Source organism: Reyranella sp., from assembly GCF_050185545.1.
GTDB lineage: Bacteria > Pseudomonadota > Alphaproteobacteria > Reyranellales > Reyranellaceae > Reyranella.
The window spans coordinates 1-18,007 of the sequence record NZ_JBFWZI010000091.1 but is presented as its reverse complement, the minus strand read 5'-3'; the positions used below and the strand labels follow the sequence as shown (position 1 = coordinate 18,007).

Sequence of the window (18,007 nt, the reverse complement as noted above, 5' to 3'; positions counted from 1 at the left end):
CCAGGCTTCGCCGCTTCGTGGTCTTGCCCTTCGGTCCGTCGCTCTATGGCGATCTGCGCCGTGAGGCGAGGGCAGGCGCCGTCTCGACCCTGGAAGCCGTCGCCCTGGCGCTTTCGGTCCTGGAGGGCGATCCGGCGGTCGGTCAGAAACTGCTGCAGCCGTTCCGAGAGCTCGTCGCCGCCGCGCGCAAGGCCGGCATCCGCGATTCCAAGCGTGATCGCCGCGTACGCCGCTAGAGAGGCCCGATGATCATGCGCTGGGACCGCGCCACGGGTATTCCTTCCCCGTCATCGGGGGCCCCGTCATACGGGGCGGAGGGGAAAGCCGCAGTCGAGGTCTCTCTGGCTCCGACGTCGGAACTTCATGAACCGCGTGTGAGGCTCTCCCCCTCCGACCCTCCGGGCCACGTCCCCCGATTACGGGTCTATTGCTGAGAGACACACAGCACGGCCGGCGCGCACCACGATGGTGAGAAAATCGGGCGGTACCCGCCCCGATTTTCATAGGAGGAAAACATGGCGCGCGCTCCCGGCGAGTCAGGCGGCCAAGCCACGGAGCCCACGAACGGCGCATCCTTCTCGCCAGCGCGCCGTGCCTCGGGGTAACCTCGTGCGATGAACAGCGACCCGTCCTCCACCGCCGAAGCGACCATCGTGCCCTTTCTCAGTCGCCACGAGGTCACTGTCGAATGGGGCGACTGCGATCCTGCCGGCATCGTCTACTACCCCTCCTATTTCCGCTGGATCGACCAGGCCACGCATCGGCTGTTCCATAATGCCGGGGCGACGCGCGAGGGCATGTCGGGCGGGCGATGGACCGAGGGGATTCCCCTGGTCGCAGCGGAATGCTCCTTCCGGCGGGCGTCGCAGCCGGGCGAGAAGCTGGTGGTCGAGAGTCACATTTCGCGGTTCGGACGCAGCTCCTTCACCATCAGCCACGTCTTCCGCGACGCCGCGGGCGAGATCGCCGCAGAAGGAACGGAGACACGCATCTGGGCGCGCAAGGAGGGGGGTGCGAGCTTGTTGAAATCGGTGCCGATTCCCGCCGACGTCCGACGGCGCCTGGGGGGCTGACCTACAGGCGCGGGCGATCCGCGCCGGTGCGGCACGGCGCGACGATGTTGCGGTCAGGACTGCGCGCGCGGCCTTTGCCAGGCTACGCCGCCTCAGTGTCGTTGGAAGGGTGCAGGAGAGAGAACCATTCGCGCTCGTCCTGGCGGAACTGTTCGCGGATGTAGTCGATGACGGCGCGGATGCGCGCTCCCTTGTTGGTCTCCTCGTGCGACACCAGCCAGATGTCGCGCGAGATGTTGAGATCGATGGGGGTCTCGACGATGTCCGCCATCTTACTGCTGTAGCTCGGGAAGATCGAAAGGCCCCAGGAGGCCTTTACGGCCTCCATCGCCGAATGCGACGAGTTGGTTCGCAGCGCCACGCGCGTGCTGCGTTCGACGATCTCGCTCCACGGTTTCATTGCCGGCAAATTGTGCAACGTCGTGTGGTCGACGATGTGGTGTTCGTGCAAATCGTCGAGCTGGCGCGGCAAGCCGAATTGCTCGATGTAGGCCGGCGCAGCAAACACCGACATCCTGAACTGGCCGACACGGGCGGCGACCAGCTGGCTCGATGTCGGCCTGAAGAAGCGGATGGCAAGATCGGTCTGGCGCGTCGCCAGGTCGAGAATCTGATCGCCGACGATCACCTGCACGAGGATGTCGGCATGCCGCCGTCGCAGTTCGGTCAGGCGCGGGACCAGCCATTGCGCGGCCAGACCCTCGGTCACGGCGACGCGCACGACTCCGGCCATTTCGCGGTCCAGACCAGCGAGATGCCGTTCGATCGACGAGGCGTTCGACTGCATCGATTCGGCTTGAGCGAGAACACCGCGCGCAGCCGGTGTCACTTCCATACCGTGGCGATGGCGGTCGAACAGCTTGGCGCCGAGCCGACGCTCGAGCGCCTGGATGCGACGCCCGACCGTTGTCTGCTTGGTGCTCAGTTGAGTCGCAGCGGCGCTGAAACTGCCGGTCTTCGCAACCGCAAGGAAAAACCGGACGTCATCCCAGTCGCCGAGGATGTTCGTGATCTTGGCTTTGCCGTCAGAGGTCGTATTCATCGTGACATGCAATAATGTAAAGGTGCGGCTTGAAGCTTGAATGACAGGAAGCAGTGCAACATCCTACAGCATTGTTGGCAAGAAGTCGGTCGCGTCGTCGCTTTTCTCGCTTTGTGATCTTCCTCACTAACGAGGTGCTATCGCGGGCTCTATCGCAAGAAGTAAGAGTTTTTCTTTGTTTTCAAAGACTTGCGGCAAGTGGTTGGGTGGCCAAGTCAAGCCTTTGCTGGGGTAGGTGATCCGGTGACAGCCATCGATTCAGAGCGCAAATCGCTCAATTTTCCATTGCTGGCGAGGAAAATTCGCCAGTACCTGCGCAGTCCGTCGACCCAGTTGGCGGCTGTTGTCGCCCTGATCTCGTACTTGAGTTATGCGTACGCGCATATCAGTTGGACTAACCCGGCGCTGATAAGCGTGTCAGTCTTCACGGGGGCATTCCTTCCGAGTTACGCAAAGCTCAGCAACAAAGCCGAACTGTGGGCGAACAACCGCTTCGGCTTCGTGACAGCCGGCCGGCTTGGGCGATTCGCCCCGCAATATGCGTTCAACCTGGCGGTGTTCTGGATCATGTATTGGGGAGGCGCCCTGAATCGGGATGGCATCGCGTCCGTCGGCGGCTTTGCGTCGGCGGCGTTGCTCACCTCGCTTGCCTCCCAGGGCGCCCAGTATATCAGCCTCTTCCTGTTCCAGCGTGGCATCGGCGATGCCAACCGCAACGTTCTGGCCGGCTTGTCAGCGACAATGGTGCTGGTCGCGTTCGGGACGGCCGGCGTGCCGATCGCCCGTGAAGCATTCCTGGCCGTCGGGCTTGGCTTTGGCGCGCTGGTGTTCGGGATCGGGCTGTTGTCCGACATTCGTTCGAAGGTCGCGCCGAAGGGCGGCATCGGGTTGTTCTTCGGCACCTTCAATCCCTTCCACAACACCCATCTCGCGATCATCCAGCGCGCCATAGAGGAGCGTGGCCTCGACAAGGTGATCATCCATCCCACGCTGATACCGAGGCTGCACGCCGACGCCTTTCGCAAGGGACAGATCCGGGTTGCCCGGCTGGAAAACGGGTTCCAGATCTACGAAACGACCGAGAAAGCCGATCTCAACGCCGACTACTTCCCGAGTGGCAGGCAGTTTCTGCCGCCGGAGACCCGACGCGTGCTGATCGAGCTCGCTGTTGCCGAGTCGGGGCTCGGCGACAAGGCCGAGGTCGTCTTCTACCGCGAGATCTACGACAGCAAGGGATTCCGGGGCGTGATCGCCGAGGTCAGGCGGCGCCACCCGGGGGTACGGCTTCACGGGCTGCACGGCACCGACGCCGGCGGCATGTCGGTGCGCGCGACCATGGACGAATGCGGCTGGATCTACCCGTGGCGAATCCTGCGCCGCGACAAGGTGTCAGCGACTGCCATCCGGCGCGGGGCAAAGGGCATGACATCAGCCGTCGTGACCGACGTGCTGGAACAGTTGACGGCGAATCTTCCGGTGGTAACGGCTGGAGGTCGCCGCTTCCGGAACGACAACGGTGTGCTGACCGAAGGGGAGTAACATGACTACGCAAACGACGCTGGCGCCGCCTGGTTTGACGCCGGTTGTCACCATCAAGATCGCCTCGACATCGGACGAGATGCTGCAGTGCTACGCAATGCGGGCCGCCGTGTTCATGGGCGAGCAGGAATGCCCGTACGACGAGGAGTTCGACGGCAACGACTACACCGCAACGCACGTCATCATGTACGTCGACGGTGAGCCTGCCGGCTCGATGCGCCTGCGCTGGTTCCAGTCGTTCTGTAAGTTCGAGCGTTGCGTCGTGCTGCGCCGCTATCGCGGGCTCGGCATCCACCACCGGATCAATGCCTGGTGCAAGGAGTTCGCGCGGCGCAAGGGCTACACCAAGGTCTATATCCATCTGCAGAAGCGGCACATGCCGATGATGGAGAAGGAGGGCTTCCGCCGGGTCGACGACAAGGTCTTCAACTTCTGCGACCACGAGCACTACGCCATCTATTGCGACCTGGAGCCGTCGCCGGACGCCGTCACGCTCGAATCGGAGCCGATGGTTGTCAACCGGCCGGAAGACCGCCTCGACGAGGAAGGCATCCTCGAACTGTCGATGGAGCGCGGCGCCTCCGACGCGGGCACGCCCCACGCACCGCGTCCTGAACGGCACGTCAACTGAGGGAAATGACCATGACGACGATCTCGGCTTCGATCGACGGTGTGCCCGTCACGACCCGCACGGCGACGAAGATGGAGGACTCGCTGCAGGCTTTCGCCATTCGCGCGGCCTGCTTCATCGGCGAGCTCGACATTCCGTACACCGAGGAGTTCGACGGCCACGACTTCAACGCCACCCACGTCGTGGCCTACCTGGACGAGAACCCCGTGGGCGCCGTGCGGATGCGCTGGTTCCAGACCTTCGCGATGCCCGAGCGACTCTGCGTCATGCAGCGCTACCGCGGCCATGACATCGGGCGACTGTTGATCGAACGCTGCCGCAAGCTGGCCGAGGGCCGTGGCTGCAACATGCTCTACGTCCACGTCCTGCCGAAGGACATGGCCTATTGGGAGAAGCAGGGTTGGCGCCGTCTCGATCCGGACGCTCCGCCGGCCTTGAAGGGTACCATCGCGCTCGTCCGGCCGGTGGCCGATGGCAAGCCTGTTGCTGCCGAGCAGGCGCCTGAAGTCGTCACGATCCGCCAGGATGCGCCGGCGGCGAGAGCCTCGGGCGGCTGATACGTCGTTGAAGGTCCCTCGCTGCGCACGGTGATGACGGGCGCCGCGAGGGATTTTGGCTTGTGTCGTGGCCGGGAGCGCGCCACTCCGTGGCGCTCATGTTCTTCTTCCGATTCGCAATTGGTGTTTCCGCCATCGCCATGAGGGCCACGGAGTGGCGCGCTCCCGCCCATGAGATTCAAGCCGGGTCGGGCAGGCAAACCGCCTGGGCCCAGCCGTCGACGCCGGCGTTGGTCGTCCAGGCCCAGACGCAGACGAACTGCCAGGTGCCGTTGGCATCGCGCTCGGGGCCGAAGTTCTGCAGCAAGCCGGTGCCCGACTTGACGATGCAGCTGCCGCCAATCGCCCTGGTTTTCGGCGGACAGGCCGAGGCAAAGACCGAACCTGGACCGCGCCTGACCGACGGCGCGCCCGATTGCGTCACCGCGGTGGGGCCGGCGGCGCGCTCGGGCTCGCCGGGCTTGCCGATTTCGACCTGCACGCCGGCGCCGCCGATCTTGACCGGCGTCTTGTTGAACACGACGGCGATGATGACTGCGATGGTAAGGGCCAGCCACAGGAGGCTGCGCACCCAGGGTTCGGGGTTGAAGTCTTTCATGGCGTACCTCTCGCTCCGCCACAATCGCCTGCTCCACCGCCCCCAAGCCGCGACCGCAGGTGCAAGGGAAACACGCCGTACAACCGCTGTCTACTCGAGCGGGCCTGCGCCAGTGCATGTCACTTGGGCCGTACGCGCCTACTTGTGACGCGGGTCGAGTGCGTCGCGCAGGCCGTCGCCCAGGAGGTTGAAGGAGAGGACGGCAAAGAAGATGGCGAAGCCCGGCCAGAACGCCATCCACGGCGCATTGGCAAGAAAGCGCTGGGCGGAGTTCAGCATGCTGCCCCAGGAGGGCGCCGGCGGCTGCTGGCCGAGCCCGAGGAAGGAGAGCGCCGCTTCCGCGATGATCGCGCCGGCGATGGCGAGCGAAGCCTGCACCAGGAGCGGCGGCACGATGTTGGGCAACACGTGGCGCAATGCGATCCGCCAGTGCGGATTGCCGACGGCGCGCGCCGCCTCAACATAGTCTTCGACCTTGGCGGCAAGGGTCTGGCCGCGCGTCAGTCGCACGAAGATCGGCGTCGCGGTGACGCCGATGGCGATCATGGCATTGGTCAGGCTGGGCCCGAGAAAGGCTGCCAGGGCGATCGCCAGGATGAGGAACGGCACGGCCAGCATCGCATCGACGATGCGCGACAGCACCGAATCGATCCAGCCGCCGGAATAACCCGCCAGCAACCCCAGCGGCACGCCGATGCCCAGCGCGATGCCGACCGAGACCAGCCCGGCGCTGAGCGAGGCGCGCGCGCCGAACAGCACGCGGCTCAGCACGTCGCGGCCGACTTCGTCGGTGCCCATCCAGTGGGCCCAGCTCGGCGCCTTGCGCACCGCGCTCCAGCTCGTCGCCGTCGGGTCGTAGGGCGCCACCAGCGGCGCGAATATCGCGAGCAGGACGAACAGCACCACGACGGCAAGGCCGACCATTGCGCCCTTGCGGCGACGCAGGCGGCGCCAGGCGCGCGCCCACGGGTTCTCCTCGTGGCTCTCGGCCGTCAGGGTGGTGGGAAGGGTCGCGGTGGTCATCCGCGCAGCCTCGGATTGACCAGGACGTAGGCGATGTCGGCCAGCAGGTTGAGCACGATGTAGGTCGTTGCCGTCACCAGTACGACACCCTGCACCACGGCATAGTCGCGGTTGAAGACGGCATCGACGATCAGCTTGCCGAAGCCCGGGATGGTGAAAATCTGCTCGGTCAGCACCGCGCCAGAGAGCAGGGTGCCGAACTCGAGCGCGCCCAGGGTGATCACCGGCGTCATGGCGTTGCGCAGCGCATGCTTCAGCACGACACGCCGCTCGTAAAGGCCTTTGGCGCGGGCGGTGCGCACGTAGTCCGCACCCATTGCCTGCAGCATGGCGCTGCGCGTATGCCGCATCAGGATGGCGGCGATGGCGTTGCCCAGCACGAAGGCCGGCATCACAGTGGTGGCGAGGCTGGCGCGCCAGTCCTCGCCCAGGCGCACATAGCCCGAGGCTGGCAGCCACCCCAGGGTCACCGAGAACAGGAAGATGAGGAGGATGCCCAGCCAGAAGTTGGGCGTGCTGATGCCCCACAGCGCGAAGATGTTGGCGCCGTAGTCCCATGCGGTGTCCTTCTTCACCGCCGAGACGATGCCCGCGGGAATACCGATCCCCAGCGCCACCAGGATCGCCATGCCGGCGAGCTGCAAGGTCACCGGCAGCTTCTCGGCGACCAGCGAGGCCACCGAGCTCTTCAGCCGCATCGATTCACCCAGGTTCCCCGAGAGGACGCCCTTCATCCAGTAGAAGTACTGGATCGGGATCGGCTCGTTCAGCCGGTACTGCTCGCGGATCTCCTCCAGCACCTTGGGGTCACGCTCCTCGCCCGCCATGATCAGCGCCGGATCTCCCGGCAGGAGCTGCTGCAGGCCGAAGATCAGCATCGACACCAGGATCAGAGTCGGCAGGATCTGCAGCACGCGCTGGGTGAGGAAGGCGAGCATGGGGATCTAATACTTCATGTCTTCTGGACCGCGGGCGTCCCGCCCGCTCATGAGGAAGAGTGGGCGGGACGCCCGCGGTCCAGATGAGCTCATTTCAGCTTCACGCCGACGACGCGGATCAGGCCGTCGGGCATCTGCTTGTAGCCGTCGACCTTGTCGGACAAGGCGACCAGGACGCGGCGATGGTAGAGGTAGACGACCGAGCCCGCGGCCAGGAACTTGGCGGCAACCGTCGCGTAGATCTTCTTGCGCTCGGCAGGATCGCTGGTGGCGCGCGCCTTGGCGTGCGCTTCGTCGACCTCCTTGTCGCAGAACTTGGCATTGTTCTGCGGCTGGTTGCAGACCTGGAACGCATAGGAGTTGCCGTCGGGGTCGCTGCGTCCGCTCCAGCCGATCAGGAAGAGCTGGAACTCGCCGTTCTCGGCCTGCTTCAGCGAGGTCGCGAACTCGGTGACGCGGATCTTGAGATCGAAGCCGGTCTCCGCCGCCATCGATTGCACGACCTCGGCGACGGCGCGGTTCTCCGGCCCGTTGGGCACCATGAAGTCCAGAGCGATCGGCCCGCTGACGCCTGCCTCCTTGAGCAGCGCCTTGGCCTTGGCGACGTCGCGCTTGGGAACGGGGAACGCCTGCTGGTAATAGAAGTTCGTCGGGTTGATCCACTGGTTGCCCGGCACGAACTCGCCGTTGAACACGACCTGGTTGATGGCCTCGCGATCGAGGCTGAGCTCGAAGGCGCGGCGCACGCGCGCGTCCTTGGCGAACGGCGTGTCGGCCTTGGGCCCGTTGGCCAGGTTCATGGTAATGCCGAAATAGCCCAGCTCGACGGCGCTGATCAGCTTGAGCTTCGGATTGTCGCGCACCGTCTTGATGTCGGTCGCCAGCACGCGCTCGATCATGTCGAGGCCGCCGGACCGAAGGTTGGCGAGCCGAACCGTGCTGTCGACGATCGGCAGGAAGGTGATCCTGTCGATGAAGACGTTGTCCTTGTTCCAGTAATCGGCGAACTTCTCTACCACGATGCGGTCCTGCTGGACGCGCTCGACGAACTTGAAGGGCCCGGCACAGACCGGCTTCAGGCCGAACTTGTCGGCCGCCGCCTCGGCCGCCTTGGGCGACACCATCATGCCGGCGCGGTCGGTGAGCTGGGCGAGCAGCGGCGAGAACGGCGCCTTGAGATTGAGCTTGATGGTCAACGGATCGACCACCTCGACGCTGTCGACCGAGGCGATCTCGGGCTTGCGGAACGAGCCTTTCATGGTGAGATGGCGATCGAGGCTGTACTTGGCCGCCTGGGCGGTGAACGGCTCGCCATCGTGGAACTTGACGTTGGGACGGAGCTTGATCGTCACCGTCTTGCCGTCGCCCGAAGTCTCGTGGCTCAAGGCGAGCTGCGGCACGATCGAGAGCTTCTCGTCGATGTCGAACAGCTTGTCGCAGATCGACGAGAAGACGATTCGCCCGACATAGGTGCGCGCCAGCGTCGGGTCGAGCACATCGGGGTCCTCTGCGAGGCCGATGCGCAGATGCGATTGCGCCAGCGCGCCGCCGGCCAGGCTGGCGGCAAGCGCCAGGGTAAGTGCGGCCACTCCTATCGTCTTTTTCATGTTGCCTCCCTTTGAGCCGATACGAACGCCGCTTGCAGCCGCACGAGCCGCGCGCGGTCTCGATCGGGGCCGCGCGCCGCCGCGATCGGCGACACCGGCGGAAACTCGCGCCACCACGGGCAGGCCGTAGCATGACCCGTGCCGTCATCGGCCAGCGCCGGCACGTCGCTGCGGCAGCTTTCGCGCTCGAAGGGGCAGCGCGTGTGAAAACGGCAGCCCGGCGGCGGCGCCATCGCGCTCGGCAGGTCGCCTTCGAGCAACGCCCGCTCGCGCTGCACGGTCGGGTCGGGCACCGGCACGGCGGCGAGCAGGGCGCGCGTATAGGGATGGCGAGGCTGCCGGAACAATTCTTCGGTCGTCGCCGTCTCCACGATCTTGCCCAGATACATTACGGCGATGCGATCGGCGATGTGCTTCACAACCGCGAGATCGTGGCTGATGAAGATGTAGGCGAGCCCGAAACGCTGCTGCAGGGCGCGCATCAGGTTGATGACCTGGGCCTGGATCGACACGTCGAGAGCGGACACCGGCTCGTCGGCCACGATCAGCCTGGGCTCGACCGCGAGGGCACGGGCGATCGCCAGGCGCTGGCGCTGGCCACCGGAGAACTCGTGCGGATAGCGGCGGGCGTGGTCGGGACGCAGGCCGACGAGATCGAGCAGCTCGGCGATGCGGGCGCGACGGGCCGCCTCGCCCTTGGCGAGGCCGTGCAGCATCAGGGGCTCGCCCAGCATGGCGCCCACCGTCATGCGCGGATTGAGCGAGGCATAGGGGTCCTGGAAGATCACCTGCATGCGTTGGCGGCGGGCGCGCATGTCGCCGTCGCTCAACGCCAGCAGGTCCTCGCCCTCGAAGCGCACCGAGCCGGCCGAAGGCTCGATCAGCCGCAGCACCAGCCGGCCGACCGTCGACTTGCCACACCCCGACTCGCCCACGATGGCCAGCGTCTCGCCGGCGGCGAGCTCGAAGTCGACGCCGTCGACGGCGCGCACATGCCCCGACACCAGCCCGAACGCGCCGCGGCGCACCGGGAAATGCTTGGCGAGATCGCGGACGGCGAGGAGGGCGGTCATGGCTCTTCCGGACCGCGGGCGTCCCGCCCGCGCCTGAGAAAGAGCGGGCGGGACGCCCGCGGTCCGAATGAGCATGGTCGACCCAATCCAGCGGTGTGCGGCGGCAGCGCGAGAGGTGGCCGGGCGACACCGCGACAAGCAAGGGCTCGGTCTCGCGGCAGGCCGGCTCGACGAACGGGCAGCGCGGTGCAAAGCGGCAGCCGACCAAGGGCTTCGACATGTCGGGCACGCGGCCCTCGATCGAGGGCAGGTGCTCGCGTTTCTCGTCGAGGCGGGGGATCGAGCCCAGCAGACCCACGGTGTAGGGATGCTCGGGCCGGGCGAACAGCACCTGCACCGGTGCCCGCTCGACGATCTGGCCGGCGTACATCACGGCGACTTCGTCGGCCATCTCGGCCACTACGCCGAGATCGTGCGTGATCAGGATGATCGCCGTGCCGGTATCGCGCCGGAGCCCGCGCAGCAGGTCGAGGATCTGCGCCTGGATGGTGACGTCGAGCGCCGTGGTCGGCTCGTCGGCGATCAGCAGCTCGGGACCGCAGGCGAGCGCCATGGCGATCATGGCGCGCTGGCGCATGCCGCCGGACAGCTTGTGCGGATATTCGTCGACCCGCTTCTCCGGCGAGGGGATGCGCACCGTGCGCAGCATCTCGATGGCGCGCGTCCGCGCCTCGGCCGCCGGCAGGCCCTGATGGCGCTGGATCGCCTCGATGATCTGGTCGCCCACGGTGTAGGCCGGGTTGAGCGAGGTCATCGGTTCCTGGAAGATCATGGCCAGGCTGGCGCCGCGCAGGTCGCGCATCGTTCCCGGATCGAGCGTCAACAGGTCGCGTCCCTGGAAGCGAACCTCGCCGCGAACCTTGGAGTTTTCCGGCGGCAGCAGGCCCATGATGGCAAGCGACGTCACGCTCTTGCCGCAACCCGATTCGCCCACCAGCCCGAGCGTGCGGCCGCGCCCCAGCACCAGATCGATGCCGTCGACGGCATGCACCGTGCCGTCGTCGGTAGCGAAGGAGACGGCGAGGTGTCGAAGATCGAGAAGGGGAGCGTCGGCGACGCCGGTCATGAAGGCTCCGCCGCCAGGCCCTTCTCGATGCCGGCCTCCAGCTCGGCACGGTCGAACGTGCCGGCCGGATTGTCGCGCGTCGCCAGGAAGCCACGAAAATGCGTCCAGTGCTCGCGGCTCACCCGCTCCAGGCGCGACAGCTCGATCAACGGCTCGACGTGATCGTCTACACGCAGGTCGAGCTCGGAGTAATCCTGGTCGCCATAGATCAGCAGTGCCGCCGACTGCTTGCCGCGCTTGTCACCGCCCGCCCTCTCGCCGGCCCTCATTGCCTCGATGAGCCGGCGCGGAAGGGCCAGGTCGGCGCGCTCGCGCATCGTGCGCACCGTCTCGGCGACCACCTGCGGCCCGGCCAGCATGTTCCCTGCGACCGACATATCGTCGCCGATCCAGTGGCCGCACCATGGCACACAGTCGGCACCGGTGTGCGCGGCGAAGACGCCGTCGGCGCCCAGCACGTGGAGCTGGCGATGGGCACGGCCGGGATCGGACGCGGTCAGCAGGCGCACGACGTCGGTGGCGCCGAGGCCCTCGCGAATCAAGCGCAGGCCGCGCGGTCCGTAGAACGGGTTGAACAGCGCCTGGCTGCACACCGCACCCTTGCCTGGCGCGATGCTGGGCACGCGCGAGCCGACGGCGAAGAACTTTGTGGCGACCGCGATGCCGATACGGCCGGTGTCGCGCTCGCGGAAGATGATCGACCAGGTCATCGGCCGATCAGCGTCCCGCGGCGTAGCCCTGCATGCCGCGCGGATTGGCAGCCGCCTTGCGCCACGGATCTTCGCGCGACGCCGCGGTGAGGCGACCCTCCGACCAGGCCTCTCCGACCTCGACCTCGTGACCGCGCTTGCGCAGCTCGGCCACCGTCTCGGCCGGCACGCGACCCTCCAGCACGAGCACGCCGGGGCGCGCGGTGCGTGGCCAGAAGGAGGAGGGGAAATGCTCGCTGTGCCAGGCCGGCGCGTCGATCGCCTCCTGCAGGTTCATGCCGCAATGGACGTGGCGCAGGAAGAACTGGGTCACCCACTGGTCCTGCTGGTCGCCGCCCGGCGAGCCCCAGACCATGTACGGCTCGCCGTCGCGATGGGCGAGCGTCGGCGTCAGCGTGCTGCGCGGCCGCTTGCCGGGCGCCAGCGAGCCCGGCAGGCCCTCCTCCAGCCAGAACATCTGGCCGCGCGTGCCGAGCGGGAAGCCGAGCTCGGGGATGACCGGCGAGCTCTGCAGCCAGCCGCCCGAGGGCGTGGCCGAGATCATGTTGCCGTCGCGATCGACGATGTCGAAATGCACGGTGTCGCCGGACGTCTGGCCGACCCGGCCGACCGTCGGCTCGCCGGCGCCGCTCGCCGCCACGCCAAGCCGTGCGCTGTCGGCACGACGCAGCTTGACCACGCCGCCATAGCCGTCGACTTCGCCCGGCCGCTGCTCGAGCGAGGCGTGGCGCGGATCGACCAGCTTGCGGCGGTCGGCGTTGTAGGCATCCGACAGCAGGGTGCGCATCGGCACGTCGACATGGGCGGGATCGCCGTAGAACGCCTCGCGGTCGGCATAGGCGAGCTTCAGGCATTCGACCTGCAGATGGATGAAGTCGGCGCTGGTCGGGTCCATGCCGTCGAGGTCATAGCCCTTGAGCAGGGCGAGCTGCTGCAGGACCACCGGGCCCTGCGTCCAGGTGTGCGCCTTGCAAACCGTGTACCGGCCGTAGTCGTAGGCGAGCGGCGCCTCGACGGTGGCTTGCCATCTCGCCATGTCGTCGCCGCTCAGCACGCCACGATTGCGCCGGCCCGAGACGTCCATGATTTCCTGGGTGCGGCAGAACTGGTCGATCGCGGCGGCGACGAAGCCCTGGCTCCACGTCTTGCGCGCCCGCTCGATCTCGGCCTCGCGACCGCCGCTGCCGGCTTCGGCCTCGGCGAGGATGCGGGCATAGGTGTTGCCGAACGTCGGGTTGCGGAACAGGACACCCGGCTTGGGCAGAGCGTCGCCGGGCATGAACACGGCGGCCGAGGTCGGCCAGTGCGTGCGGAACTGCTGCGCCACGGTGGCGATCGTCGCCGAGGCGCGCTCGACCAGTGGAAAGCCGTTCTGCAGGTAGCCGATCGCCGGGCTGATCACATCGCGCAGCCGCATCGTGCCGTAGTCGCGCAGCACAAGCATATAGGCGTCGAACGTGCCGGGGATGCAGGCCGGCAAGAGGCCGGTGCCGGGGATCAGGTCGAGGCCGAGGCCACGATAATGGGTGATAGTAGCCCTGGCCGGCATAGGGCCCTGGCCGCAGATCACTTCCGTCTTGCCTCGACGCGTATCGTGCAGGATCAGCGGCGCATCGCCGCCGGGACCGCAGAGATGCGGCTCGACGACCTGGAGGGTGAAGGCCGTGGCGACGGCTGCATCGAAGGCGTTGCCGCCACGCTCGAGGATGCCCATGCCGACGGCAGTGGCGATCCAATGGGTCGATGCGACCACGCCGAACGTGCCGACGATCTCGGGCCGGGTGGTGAAGGGATTGGGATTGATCAGGCTCACGGGCCTCTGCTCCTGCGCTTGTACTGGGGGCGCTGCAAAGGCGGGACCTTAGGCCCGTGACGCAAGAGAGGCTAGCGCGAGATGCTGCTAAGCTTCTTCGGGCTAAGGATTGGCGGCTTCCGAAGCGAGCCGCATCCAGGCGGGCTTTTCCGGCACGAGACGTGCGTCTCCCGCGGTCAGCGTGTGACCCTCGCCGACAGCGTCGAGCCGCAGCATGGCAAGCGCACGGCCGTCGACGCCCGATCTCACCTCGCCGACTTCCTCGAGGCCATCGAGCACGGCGGTGCCGGGCGCCGGAAGCGCGCCTTCGACGCGCACCGGAAACAGGCGCTTGCGGATCAGCGCGCGGTACTTGGTGCGCGCGGTCAGCTCCTGGCCCATGTAGCAGCCCTTCTGCCAATCGACGCCGTTCAGCTCATCGAAGCCGTTCTCGAGCAGCAGCGCCTTCTCGACGACGAGATCGCGACTGCCGTCGGGCGCGCCGAGGCTGAGGCGAAGGGAGTCATAGTCGACGAGTGGCCGCTCGATGCAGCCTGCCGCGGCGAGAGCCGACGCCAACTGGCCTGCAGGCCCCAACACGCGCACGCCGAGTCCGGCGAGGCGCGGATCGACGAAGGCCACCAGGCCCGCCGGGGAAAGCCGGGGCAGCAGCGTCGTCGCGTCGAGACCGGGGCCGAACGCGACGGCGACCTCCAGTGCGACGCTGCGATCCTCGACCTTCACCTGGGAGCGCAGCTTGTACATCGACAGCTTGCGCGCCAGCGCGGGCGCACGCTCGCGTTCGGTTTCCAGCAGCAGAGTCTCGCCATCGGTGGCTACGAACATGTCATTGAGGAAGCGACCTTGCGGCGTCAGCAGGGCCGCCCACACCGCGTGACCCGGAGCCACCTTGGTCGTGTCGTTGGAGATCAGGCCTTGCAGAAACTCGACGCGGTCGGCGCCGGAAACGGCAATGACCCCACGATGCGTAAGGACGCTGAAGGAACAATCGGACATGGGCCAAGACTTGGGTCCAGCCTTCCCACTTGGCAAGCCGGCGATGTCTCTCAAATCCTCCTCCGTCTTACGGGGGAGGTGCCCCCGAAAGGGGCGGAGGGGGAAGGCCGCAGTCGAGTTCCATGACGTTCCGACGTCGGAATCAGAGACATTTCGAGTGTGGCTTTCCCCCCGCCCCGCATGACGGGGCACTTCCCCCGATTACGGGGGGATTCGAGATGTGTCCATTCGGGCGGATCGCCTTCGGCCTGTAGATCGTCGCGGCGGCCTGGAGCTGATGGTCGCGACGCCGCGCGGCGTCGCGACCTACACGGCTCGATAGAACGGCTTGTCACCACGCACCGTGACGCGATGGCCGTAGCGGCGGTGCGGGAAGTAGTCGAACAGCGCGTGGTGCTGGGTGGCGCGGTTGTCCCAGAACGCCACCGAGTTGGCCTGCCACTTGAAGCGGCAGTGGAACTCCGGCGTCTCGATGTGGCGGTAGAGCATCTCCAGCAGGGCATCGCTCTCGAAGCGCTTGAGCTGCGGGATACGCAGCGTGAAACCGCGATTGACGAACAGCGCCTGCCTGCCAGTCACCGGATGGGTGCGCACGATCGGATGCTCGGCGTTGGGAAACTTGATGTCGTTACGGTCCGTCGCCTTGGCGCGGTAATAGTGCGCCTTGGAACTGTCGTGCAGGGCGGTGAGGCCGGTCAGCAGCTTCCTAGTCGGCTCGGAGAGCGTCTCGTAGGCGCGGTACATGTTGGCGAACATCGTGTCGCCGCCGCCGTCGGGCGGCACCTCGGTGAGATAGAGGATGGAGCCCATCGGTGGCTCGGCATCGCAACTCACGTCCGAGTGCCATTCCTCGCCCGCAACGTGCTTCGACTTTTCGTCGGCCTTGATCACCAGGATCTCGGGGTGCTCGGAAAAGGTGATCGGCGCGTTGGGATGGGTGTGCAGCGGGCCGAAGCGGCGGCCGAAATCCTTGTGCTGGTCGATCGACATCTTCTGGTCGCGGAAGAAGATCACCAGATTGTCCATCAGCGCGTCGTGGACCTCCTGGAACTGCTGGTTGCCGAGCGGCTGGGCGAGATCGACACCGAAGATTTCGGCTCCGATGGTGGGCGTGAGCTTGCGCACCTCGATCGTCTGGTAGGCCATTGGCGGTTCCTCCTTCGTGCCGAGTGTAGGCCGCTCGCCGCGTCAACCTCCCGGCAAAGTCGACAAAGTCCGTAATACGGACTATCGTCGCGGCGTGCCAGAGACTGTCATCGAGCCGGTGCGACGGAGCTTCGCGGTGCTGGAGGCGCTGAGCCGCCGGCGCACGTCGACCTTGTCCCTGCTTGCCTCCGAGACCTGCCTCCCGCGGCCGACGGTCGTCCGCCTGCTGCACACGTTGGCGTCGCTGGGGTATGCGCAGAGAGTGTCGCGCGAAAAGGGCTGGCGTCTTACCGACCGCGTGCTGGGCCTTTCCGAATCGATCCGATTCGTCGATCACCTGGTCGACGCCGCCATGCCGCACATGAGCCGCTTCACGTCGGAGCACGGCTGGCCGCTCTACCTCGCGACCCTGAGCAGCGGCGCCATCACCATCCGCCATTCTACGGCGCCGGAAAGCCCGATGGCGTTCGAGGCCGCCGCCCTCAACACGCGGCGATCGGTGCTGGTGAGCGCGCTCGGCCGCGTCTGGCTTGCCTTCGCCGGCCCGGAGGAACGGCGCGCCGTCCTGCGGGAGGTGGAAGCCGCCGCCCTCGGCGGACGGGCGACGGCGGCTTTCGACGCGATGCTGGCGCGCATCCGGCGCGATGGCTGGGCTTTCACCGCGCGCACGCGCTCGCGCATCCACGGGATGGCGGTGCCGATCCGCAACGAAGGCCGCATGCTGGGCAGTCTCTCCATGCGATTCCCGCATTCAGCGATGGGCGAGGACGAGGCGGCGAGCCGATTCGGCCGCCGGCTGGTGGCTGTCGCGCGCGCGATCGCCGGCGACGTTGTCGCTGCGCGCGACTCGTCGTCTGCTCAGATTGCTCGCCCCCCGTTGGGGGGCGGTTAGGGCAGGGCACTCGCAAAAGAAAAATGCCGTCATCCCGACCGGAGCCGCGCGGTAGCGAGGCGTAGTGGGGGGACCTTTCCTGGTGCAGATCAGAAAGTAAGGTCCCTCGACTGCGCCGCCAATGGCGCTGTAACCAGCGCCTAGTCGGGAGGCTCCACTCGGGATGACGGAAATTCTGTCGGTATGCGAATGCCCTGCCGGTTAGGACAGGGAATTGCGCTCCCTGAGCAGGCTCCGGCTGCTAACCGCGCCGCGCCTCGACCAGCGTCCGCGCTGCCTCCGCGCCGGCGGCGAGGATGCGATCCGACAGGGGCGTGCCCTTCGCGGCGCGGGCAAGCTGGAGCGTGCCGATCAGCGTCGCGTAGATGCCCAGCGCCGCATCCTCGCGATCTCCTCTTCCGGGCGGCAGGGCTTGGGCCATCTCGCGCACCGTAGCGTGCAGGCGGTCGGCGCAGGCTCGGCGCGTCTTGATCGGTTCGCGCGCGAGCTCCGGCAGCAGCGCCGCCGCGGCGCAGCCCTTTGCCGGATCGTCGCGATGTCGGGGTGAGAGATAGGCCGCGATCACGGCGTCGAAGCCGCCCGCGTCCAATAGCTCGCGCAGGCGGCTCGACTGGGCGTCGATCGTCTCGGCGACGCTTTCGCGGACCAGCTCCGCCTTTGACTTGAAGTGCGGATAGAACGCGCCGTTGGTCAGCCCGGCCTCGCTCATGATGCCGGCCAGCCCGGACGCCGCGATGCCGTCGCTGCGGAACCGGTCTGCCGCCACCTCCATGATGCGGCGGCGCGAGGCCTCCTTGCGGCCCTTTTCGTAGCGCATGGCCTTCTTCGACTCCAGCTATTGAATTATGATCATAATATAACTATGTGATCGTAATGCAATAGTGCCGCGGAGCGACCATGAGCATCTCGTCGGGAATGACCGCCATCGTGACAGGAGCCTCCTCGGGCATCGGCCGCGCCAGCGCCGCTGCCCTTTCGAAAGCGGGCTGCTGGCGGCGATGGCCCGCCATCCGCGACGTCGCTACGCCGCCGGCGAGGTGGCGCGGCAGGTGAGTGTGTTGCGCCGCTTCGCGCCGGCGGCGATCTTCGACAAGAGCCTGCGCAGGCAGATGCGGCCTGCCCACCTGAAGGAAGCGAGCCAGCACCATGACCCAACCCGACATCCAGGACGTTGCTCTCATCGTCGGTGGCGGCCCCGGCATCAGCGCGAGTTGTGCCCGGCTGTTTGCCAACAACGGCATGCGCGTCGCAGTTGCCGCCCGGACACCGGACAAGCCGGTCCTGCAGGCATTGGAGGAAAAGC

At 66.8% G+C, this 18,007-nt stretch carries 17 protein-coding genes and 3 pseudogenes; 7 read left to right on the top strand and 13 right to left on the bottom strand.

Annotated elements, in window-relative coordinates:
• Together AB7O82_RS22140 and AB7O82_RS22135 are read left to right on the top strand one after the other, a co-directional pair.
• On the top strand, positions 1-236 hold a 236-nt coding region (locus AB7O82_RS22140), incomplete at its 5' end, for a DTW domain-containing protein (protein ID WP_428545987.1).
• A 378-nt stretch (positions 237-614) separates the two neighbouring features.
• Positions 615-1,073 carry an acyl-CoA thioesterase gene (locus AB7O82_RS22135; RefSeq protein WP_428620201.1) on the top strand — a complete coding sequence of 153 codons (459 nt, stop codon included), beginning with the start codon at positions 615-617 and terminating at the stop codon, positions 1,071-1,073.
• 82 nt (positions 1,074-1,155) lie between these two features.
• On the opposite strand, the gene AB7O82_RS22130 is transcribed toward AB7O82_RS22135, so the two are convergent.
• Entirely contained in the window at positions 1,156-1,860 is a 705-nt protein-coding gene (locus AB7O82_RS22130) for a LysR substrate-binding domain-containing protein (RefSeq protein WP_428545990.1), read from the bottom strand.
• 84 nt (positions 1,861-1,944) lie between these two features.
• A pseudogene (locus AB7O82_RS22125) lies at positions 1,945-2,115 on the bottom strand (LysR family transcriptional regulator); the annotation flags it as partial.
• 243 nt (positions 2,116-2,358) lie between these two features.
• Between AB7O82_RS22125 and AB7O82_RS22120 the strand changes: the two are divergent.
• The 3 genes from AB7O82_RS22120 to AB7O82_RS22110 are packed head-to-tail and all read left to right on the top strand — an operon-like array spanning position 2,359 to position 4,842.
• The gene (locus AB7O82_RS22120) at positions 2,359-3,654 is read left to right on the top strand and encodes a hypothetical protein (protein ID WP_428545982.1); all 1,296 of its coding nucleotides are present in this window, start codon (positions 2,359-2,361) and stop codon (positions 3,652-3,654) included.
• A gap of 1 nt (position 3,655) precedes the next feature.
• Positions 3,656-4,285 (top strand): GNAT family N-acetyltransferase, encoded by a 630-nt coding sequence (locus AB7O82_RS22115; RefSeq protein ID WP_428545979.1) that lies wholly within the window; start codon positions 3,656-3,658, stop codon positions 4,283-4,285.
• Between the two features lie 11 nt (positions 4,286-4,296).
• On the top strand, positions 4,297-4,842 hold the full coding sequence (locus AB7O82_RS22110; protein ID WP_428545976.1) for a GNAT family N-acetyltransferase: 546 nt from the start codon (positions 4,297-4,299) through the stop codon (positions 4,840-4,842).
• A gap of 178 nt (positions 4,843-5,020) precedes the next feature.
• Here AB7O82_RS22110 and AB7O82_RS22105 read toward each other — a convergent pair whose 3' ends face one another.
• From AB7O82_RS22105 to AB7O82_RS22060, 10 genes and pseudogenes are all read right to left on the bottom strand, one after another.
• Positions 5,021-5,440 (bottom strand): hypothetical protein, encoded by a 420-nt coding sequence (locus AB7O82_RS22105; RefSeq protein ID WP_428545973.1) that lies wholly within the window; start codon positions 5,438-5,440, stop codon positions 5,021-5,023.
• Positions 5,441-5,578: 138 nt separating this feature from the next.
• Complete coding sequence (locus AB7O82_RS22100; RefSeq protein ID WP_428545970.1) at positions 5,579-6,463, bottom strand: ABC transporter permease; 885 nt, start codon at positions 6,461-6,463, stop codon at positions 5,579-5,581.
• The gene (locus AB7O82_RS22095; protein WP_428545967.1) at positions 6,460-7,401 is read right to left on the bottom strand and encodes an ABC transporter permease; all 942 of its coding nucleotides are present in this window, start codon (positions 7,399-7,401) and stop codon (positions 6,460-6,462) included. The genes AB7O82_RS22100 and AB7O82_RS22095 overlap by 4 nt, the downstream gene beginning before the upstream one ends.
• 89 nt (positions 7,402-7,490) lie before the next feature.
• Positions 7,491-9,008: an ABC transporter substrate-binding protein gene (locus AB7O82_RS22090; RefSeq protein WP_428545964.1), complete on the bottom strand. Its 1,518-nt coding sequence runs from the start codon at positions 9,006-9,008 to the stop codon at positions 7,491-7,493.
• The gene (locus tag AB7O82_RS22085) at positions 9,005-10,081 is read right to left on the bottom strand and encodes an ABC transporter ATP-binding protein (RefSeq protein ID WP_428545961.1); all 1,077 of its coding nucleotides are present in this window, start codon (positions 10,079-10,081) and stop codon (positions 9,005-9,007) included. Before AB7O82_RS22085 ends, AB7O82_RS22090 begins: the two co-directional genes overlap by 4 nt.
• Positions 10,082-10,166: 85 nt before the next feature.
• Positions 10,167-11,147 (bottom strand): annotated as a pseudogene (locus AB7O82_RS22080) (ABC transporter ATP-binding protein); the annotation flags it as partial.
• On the bottom strand, positions 11,144-11,857 hold the full coding sequence (locus AB7O82_RS22075; protein ID WP_428545955.1) for a DUF1028 domain-containing protein: 714 nt from the start codon (positions 11,855-11,857) through the stop codon (positions 11,144-11,146). The gene AB7O82_RS22075 and the pseudogene AB7O82_RS22080, both read right to left, overlap by 4 nt.
• Before the next feature lie 7 nt (positions 11,858-11,864).
• Positions 11,865-13,670, bottom strand: a complete 1,806-nt coding sequence (locus AB7O82_RS22070; RefSeq protein WP_428545952.1) for a gamma-glutamyltransferase family protein — start codon at positions 13,668-13,670, stop codon at positions 11,865-11,867.
• Positions 13,671-13,772: 102 nt separating this feature from the next.
• Positions 13,773-14,666 (bottom strand): YgfZ/GcvT domain-containing protein, encoded by an 894-nt coding sequence (locus AB7O82_RS22065; RefSeq protein WP_428545949.1) that lies wholly within the window; start codon positions 14,664-14,666, stop codon positions 13,773-13,775.
• Positions 14,667-14,972: 306 nt separating this feature from the next.
• Entirely contained in the window at positions 14,973-15,812 is an 840-nt protein-coding gene (locus AB7O82_RS22060; protein WP_428545946.1) for a TauD/TfdA dioxygenase family protein, read from the bottom strand.
• Positions 15,813-15,906: 94 nt separating this feature from the next.
• Here AB7O82_RS22060 and AB7O82_RS22055 point away from each other — a divergent pair, with 94 nt between their 5' ends.
• A complete protein-coding gene (locus AB7O82_RS22055) occupies positions 15,907-16,704 on the top strand; it encodes an IclR family transcriptional regulator domain-containing protein (protein WP_428545943.1) in 798 nt (265 codons plus the stop codon).
• Between the two features lie 241 nt (positions 16,705-16,945).
• Here the strand turns inward: AB7O82_RS22055 and AB7O82_RS22050 are convergent, their stop codons facing one another.
• Positions 16,946-17,521, bottom strand: a complete 576-nt coding sequence (locus AB7O82_RS22050; protein WP_428545940.1) for a TetR/AcrR family transcriptional regulator — start codon at positions 17,519-17,521, stop codon at positions 16,946-16,948.
• Between the two features lie 193 nt (positions 17,522-17,714).
• Here AB7O82_RS22050 and AB7O82_RS22045 point away from each other — a divergent pair.
• A pseudogene (locus AB7O82_RS22045) lies at positions 17,715-17,816 on the top strand (oxidoreductase); the annotation flags it as partial.
• Positions 17,817-18,007: the final 191 nt, after the last annotated feature.

Bases quoted from the DNA above. Each gene is read 5' to 3' on its own strand.
- AB7O82_RS22135 (WP_428620201.1), top strand. From the start codon at position 615: ATGAACAGCGACCCGTCCTCCACCGCCGAAGCGACCATCGTGCCCTTT.
- AB7O82_RS22130 (WP_428545990.1), bottom strand. From the start codon at position 1,860: ATGCAGTCGAACGCCTCGTCGATCGAACGGCATCTCGCTGGTCTGGAC.
- AB7O82_RS22115 (WP_428545979.1), top strand. From the start codon at position 3,656: ATGACTACGCAAACGACGCTGGCGCCGCCTGGTTTGACGCCGGTTGTC.
- AB7O82_RS22110 (WP_428545976.1), top strand. From the start codon at position 4,297: ATGACGACGATCTCGGCTTCGATCGACGGTGTGCCCGTCACGACCCGC.
- AB7O82_RS22105 (WP_428545973.1), bottom strand. From the start codon at position 5,440: ATGAAAGACTTCAACCCCGAACCCTGGGTGCGCAGCCTCCTGTGGCTG.
- AB7O82_RS22100 (WP_428545970.1), bottom strand. From the start codon at position 6,463: ATGACCACCGCGACCCTTCCCACCACCCTGACGGCCGAGAGCCACGAG.
- AB7O82_RS22095 (WP_428545967.1), bottom strand. From the start codon at position 7,401: ATGCTCGCCTTCCTCACCCAGCGCGTGCTGCAGATCCTGCCGACTCTG.
- AB7O82_RS22090 (WP_428545964.1), bottom strand. From the start codon at position 9,008: ATGAAAAAGACGATAGGAGTGGCCGCACTTACCCTGGCGCTTGCCGCC.
- AB7O82_RS22085 (WP_428545961.1), bottom strand. From the start codon at position 10,081: ATGACCGCCCTCCTCGCCGTCCGCGATCTCGCCAAGCATTTCCCGGTG.
- AB7O82_RS22075 (WP_428545955.1), bottom strand. From the start codon at position 11,857: ATGACCTGGTCGATCATCTTCCGCGAGCGCGACACCGGCCGTATCGGC.
- AB7O82_RS22065 (WP_428545949.1), bottom strand. From the start codon at position 14,666: ATGTCCGATTGTTCCTTCAGCGTCCTTACGCATCGTGGGGTCATTGCC.
- AB7O82_RS22060 (WP_428545946.1), bottom strand. From the start codon at position 15,812: ATGGCCTACCAGACGATCGAGGTGCGCAAGCTCACGCCCACCATCGGA.
- AB7O82_RS22050 (WP_428545940.1), bottom strand. From the start codon at position 17,521: ATGCGCTACGAAAAGGGCCGCAAGGAGGCCTCGCGCCGCCGCATCATG.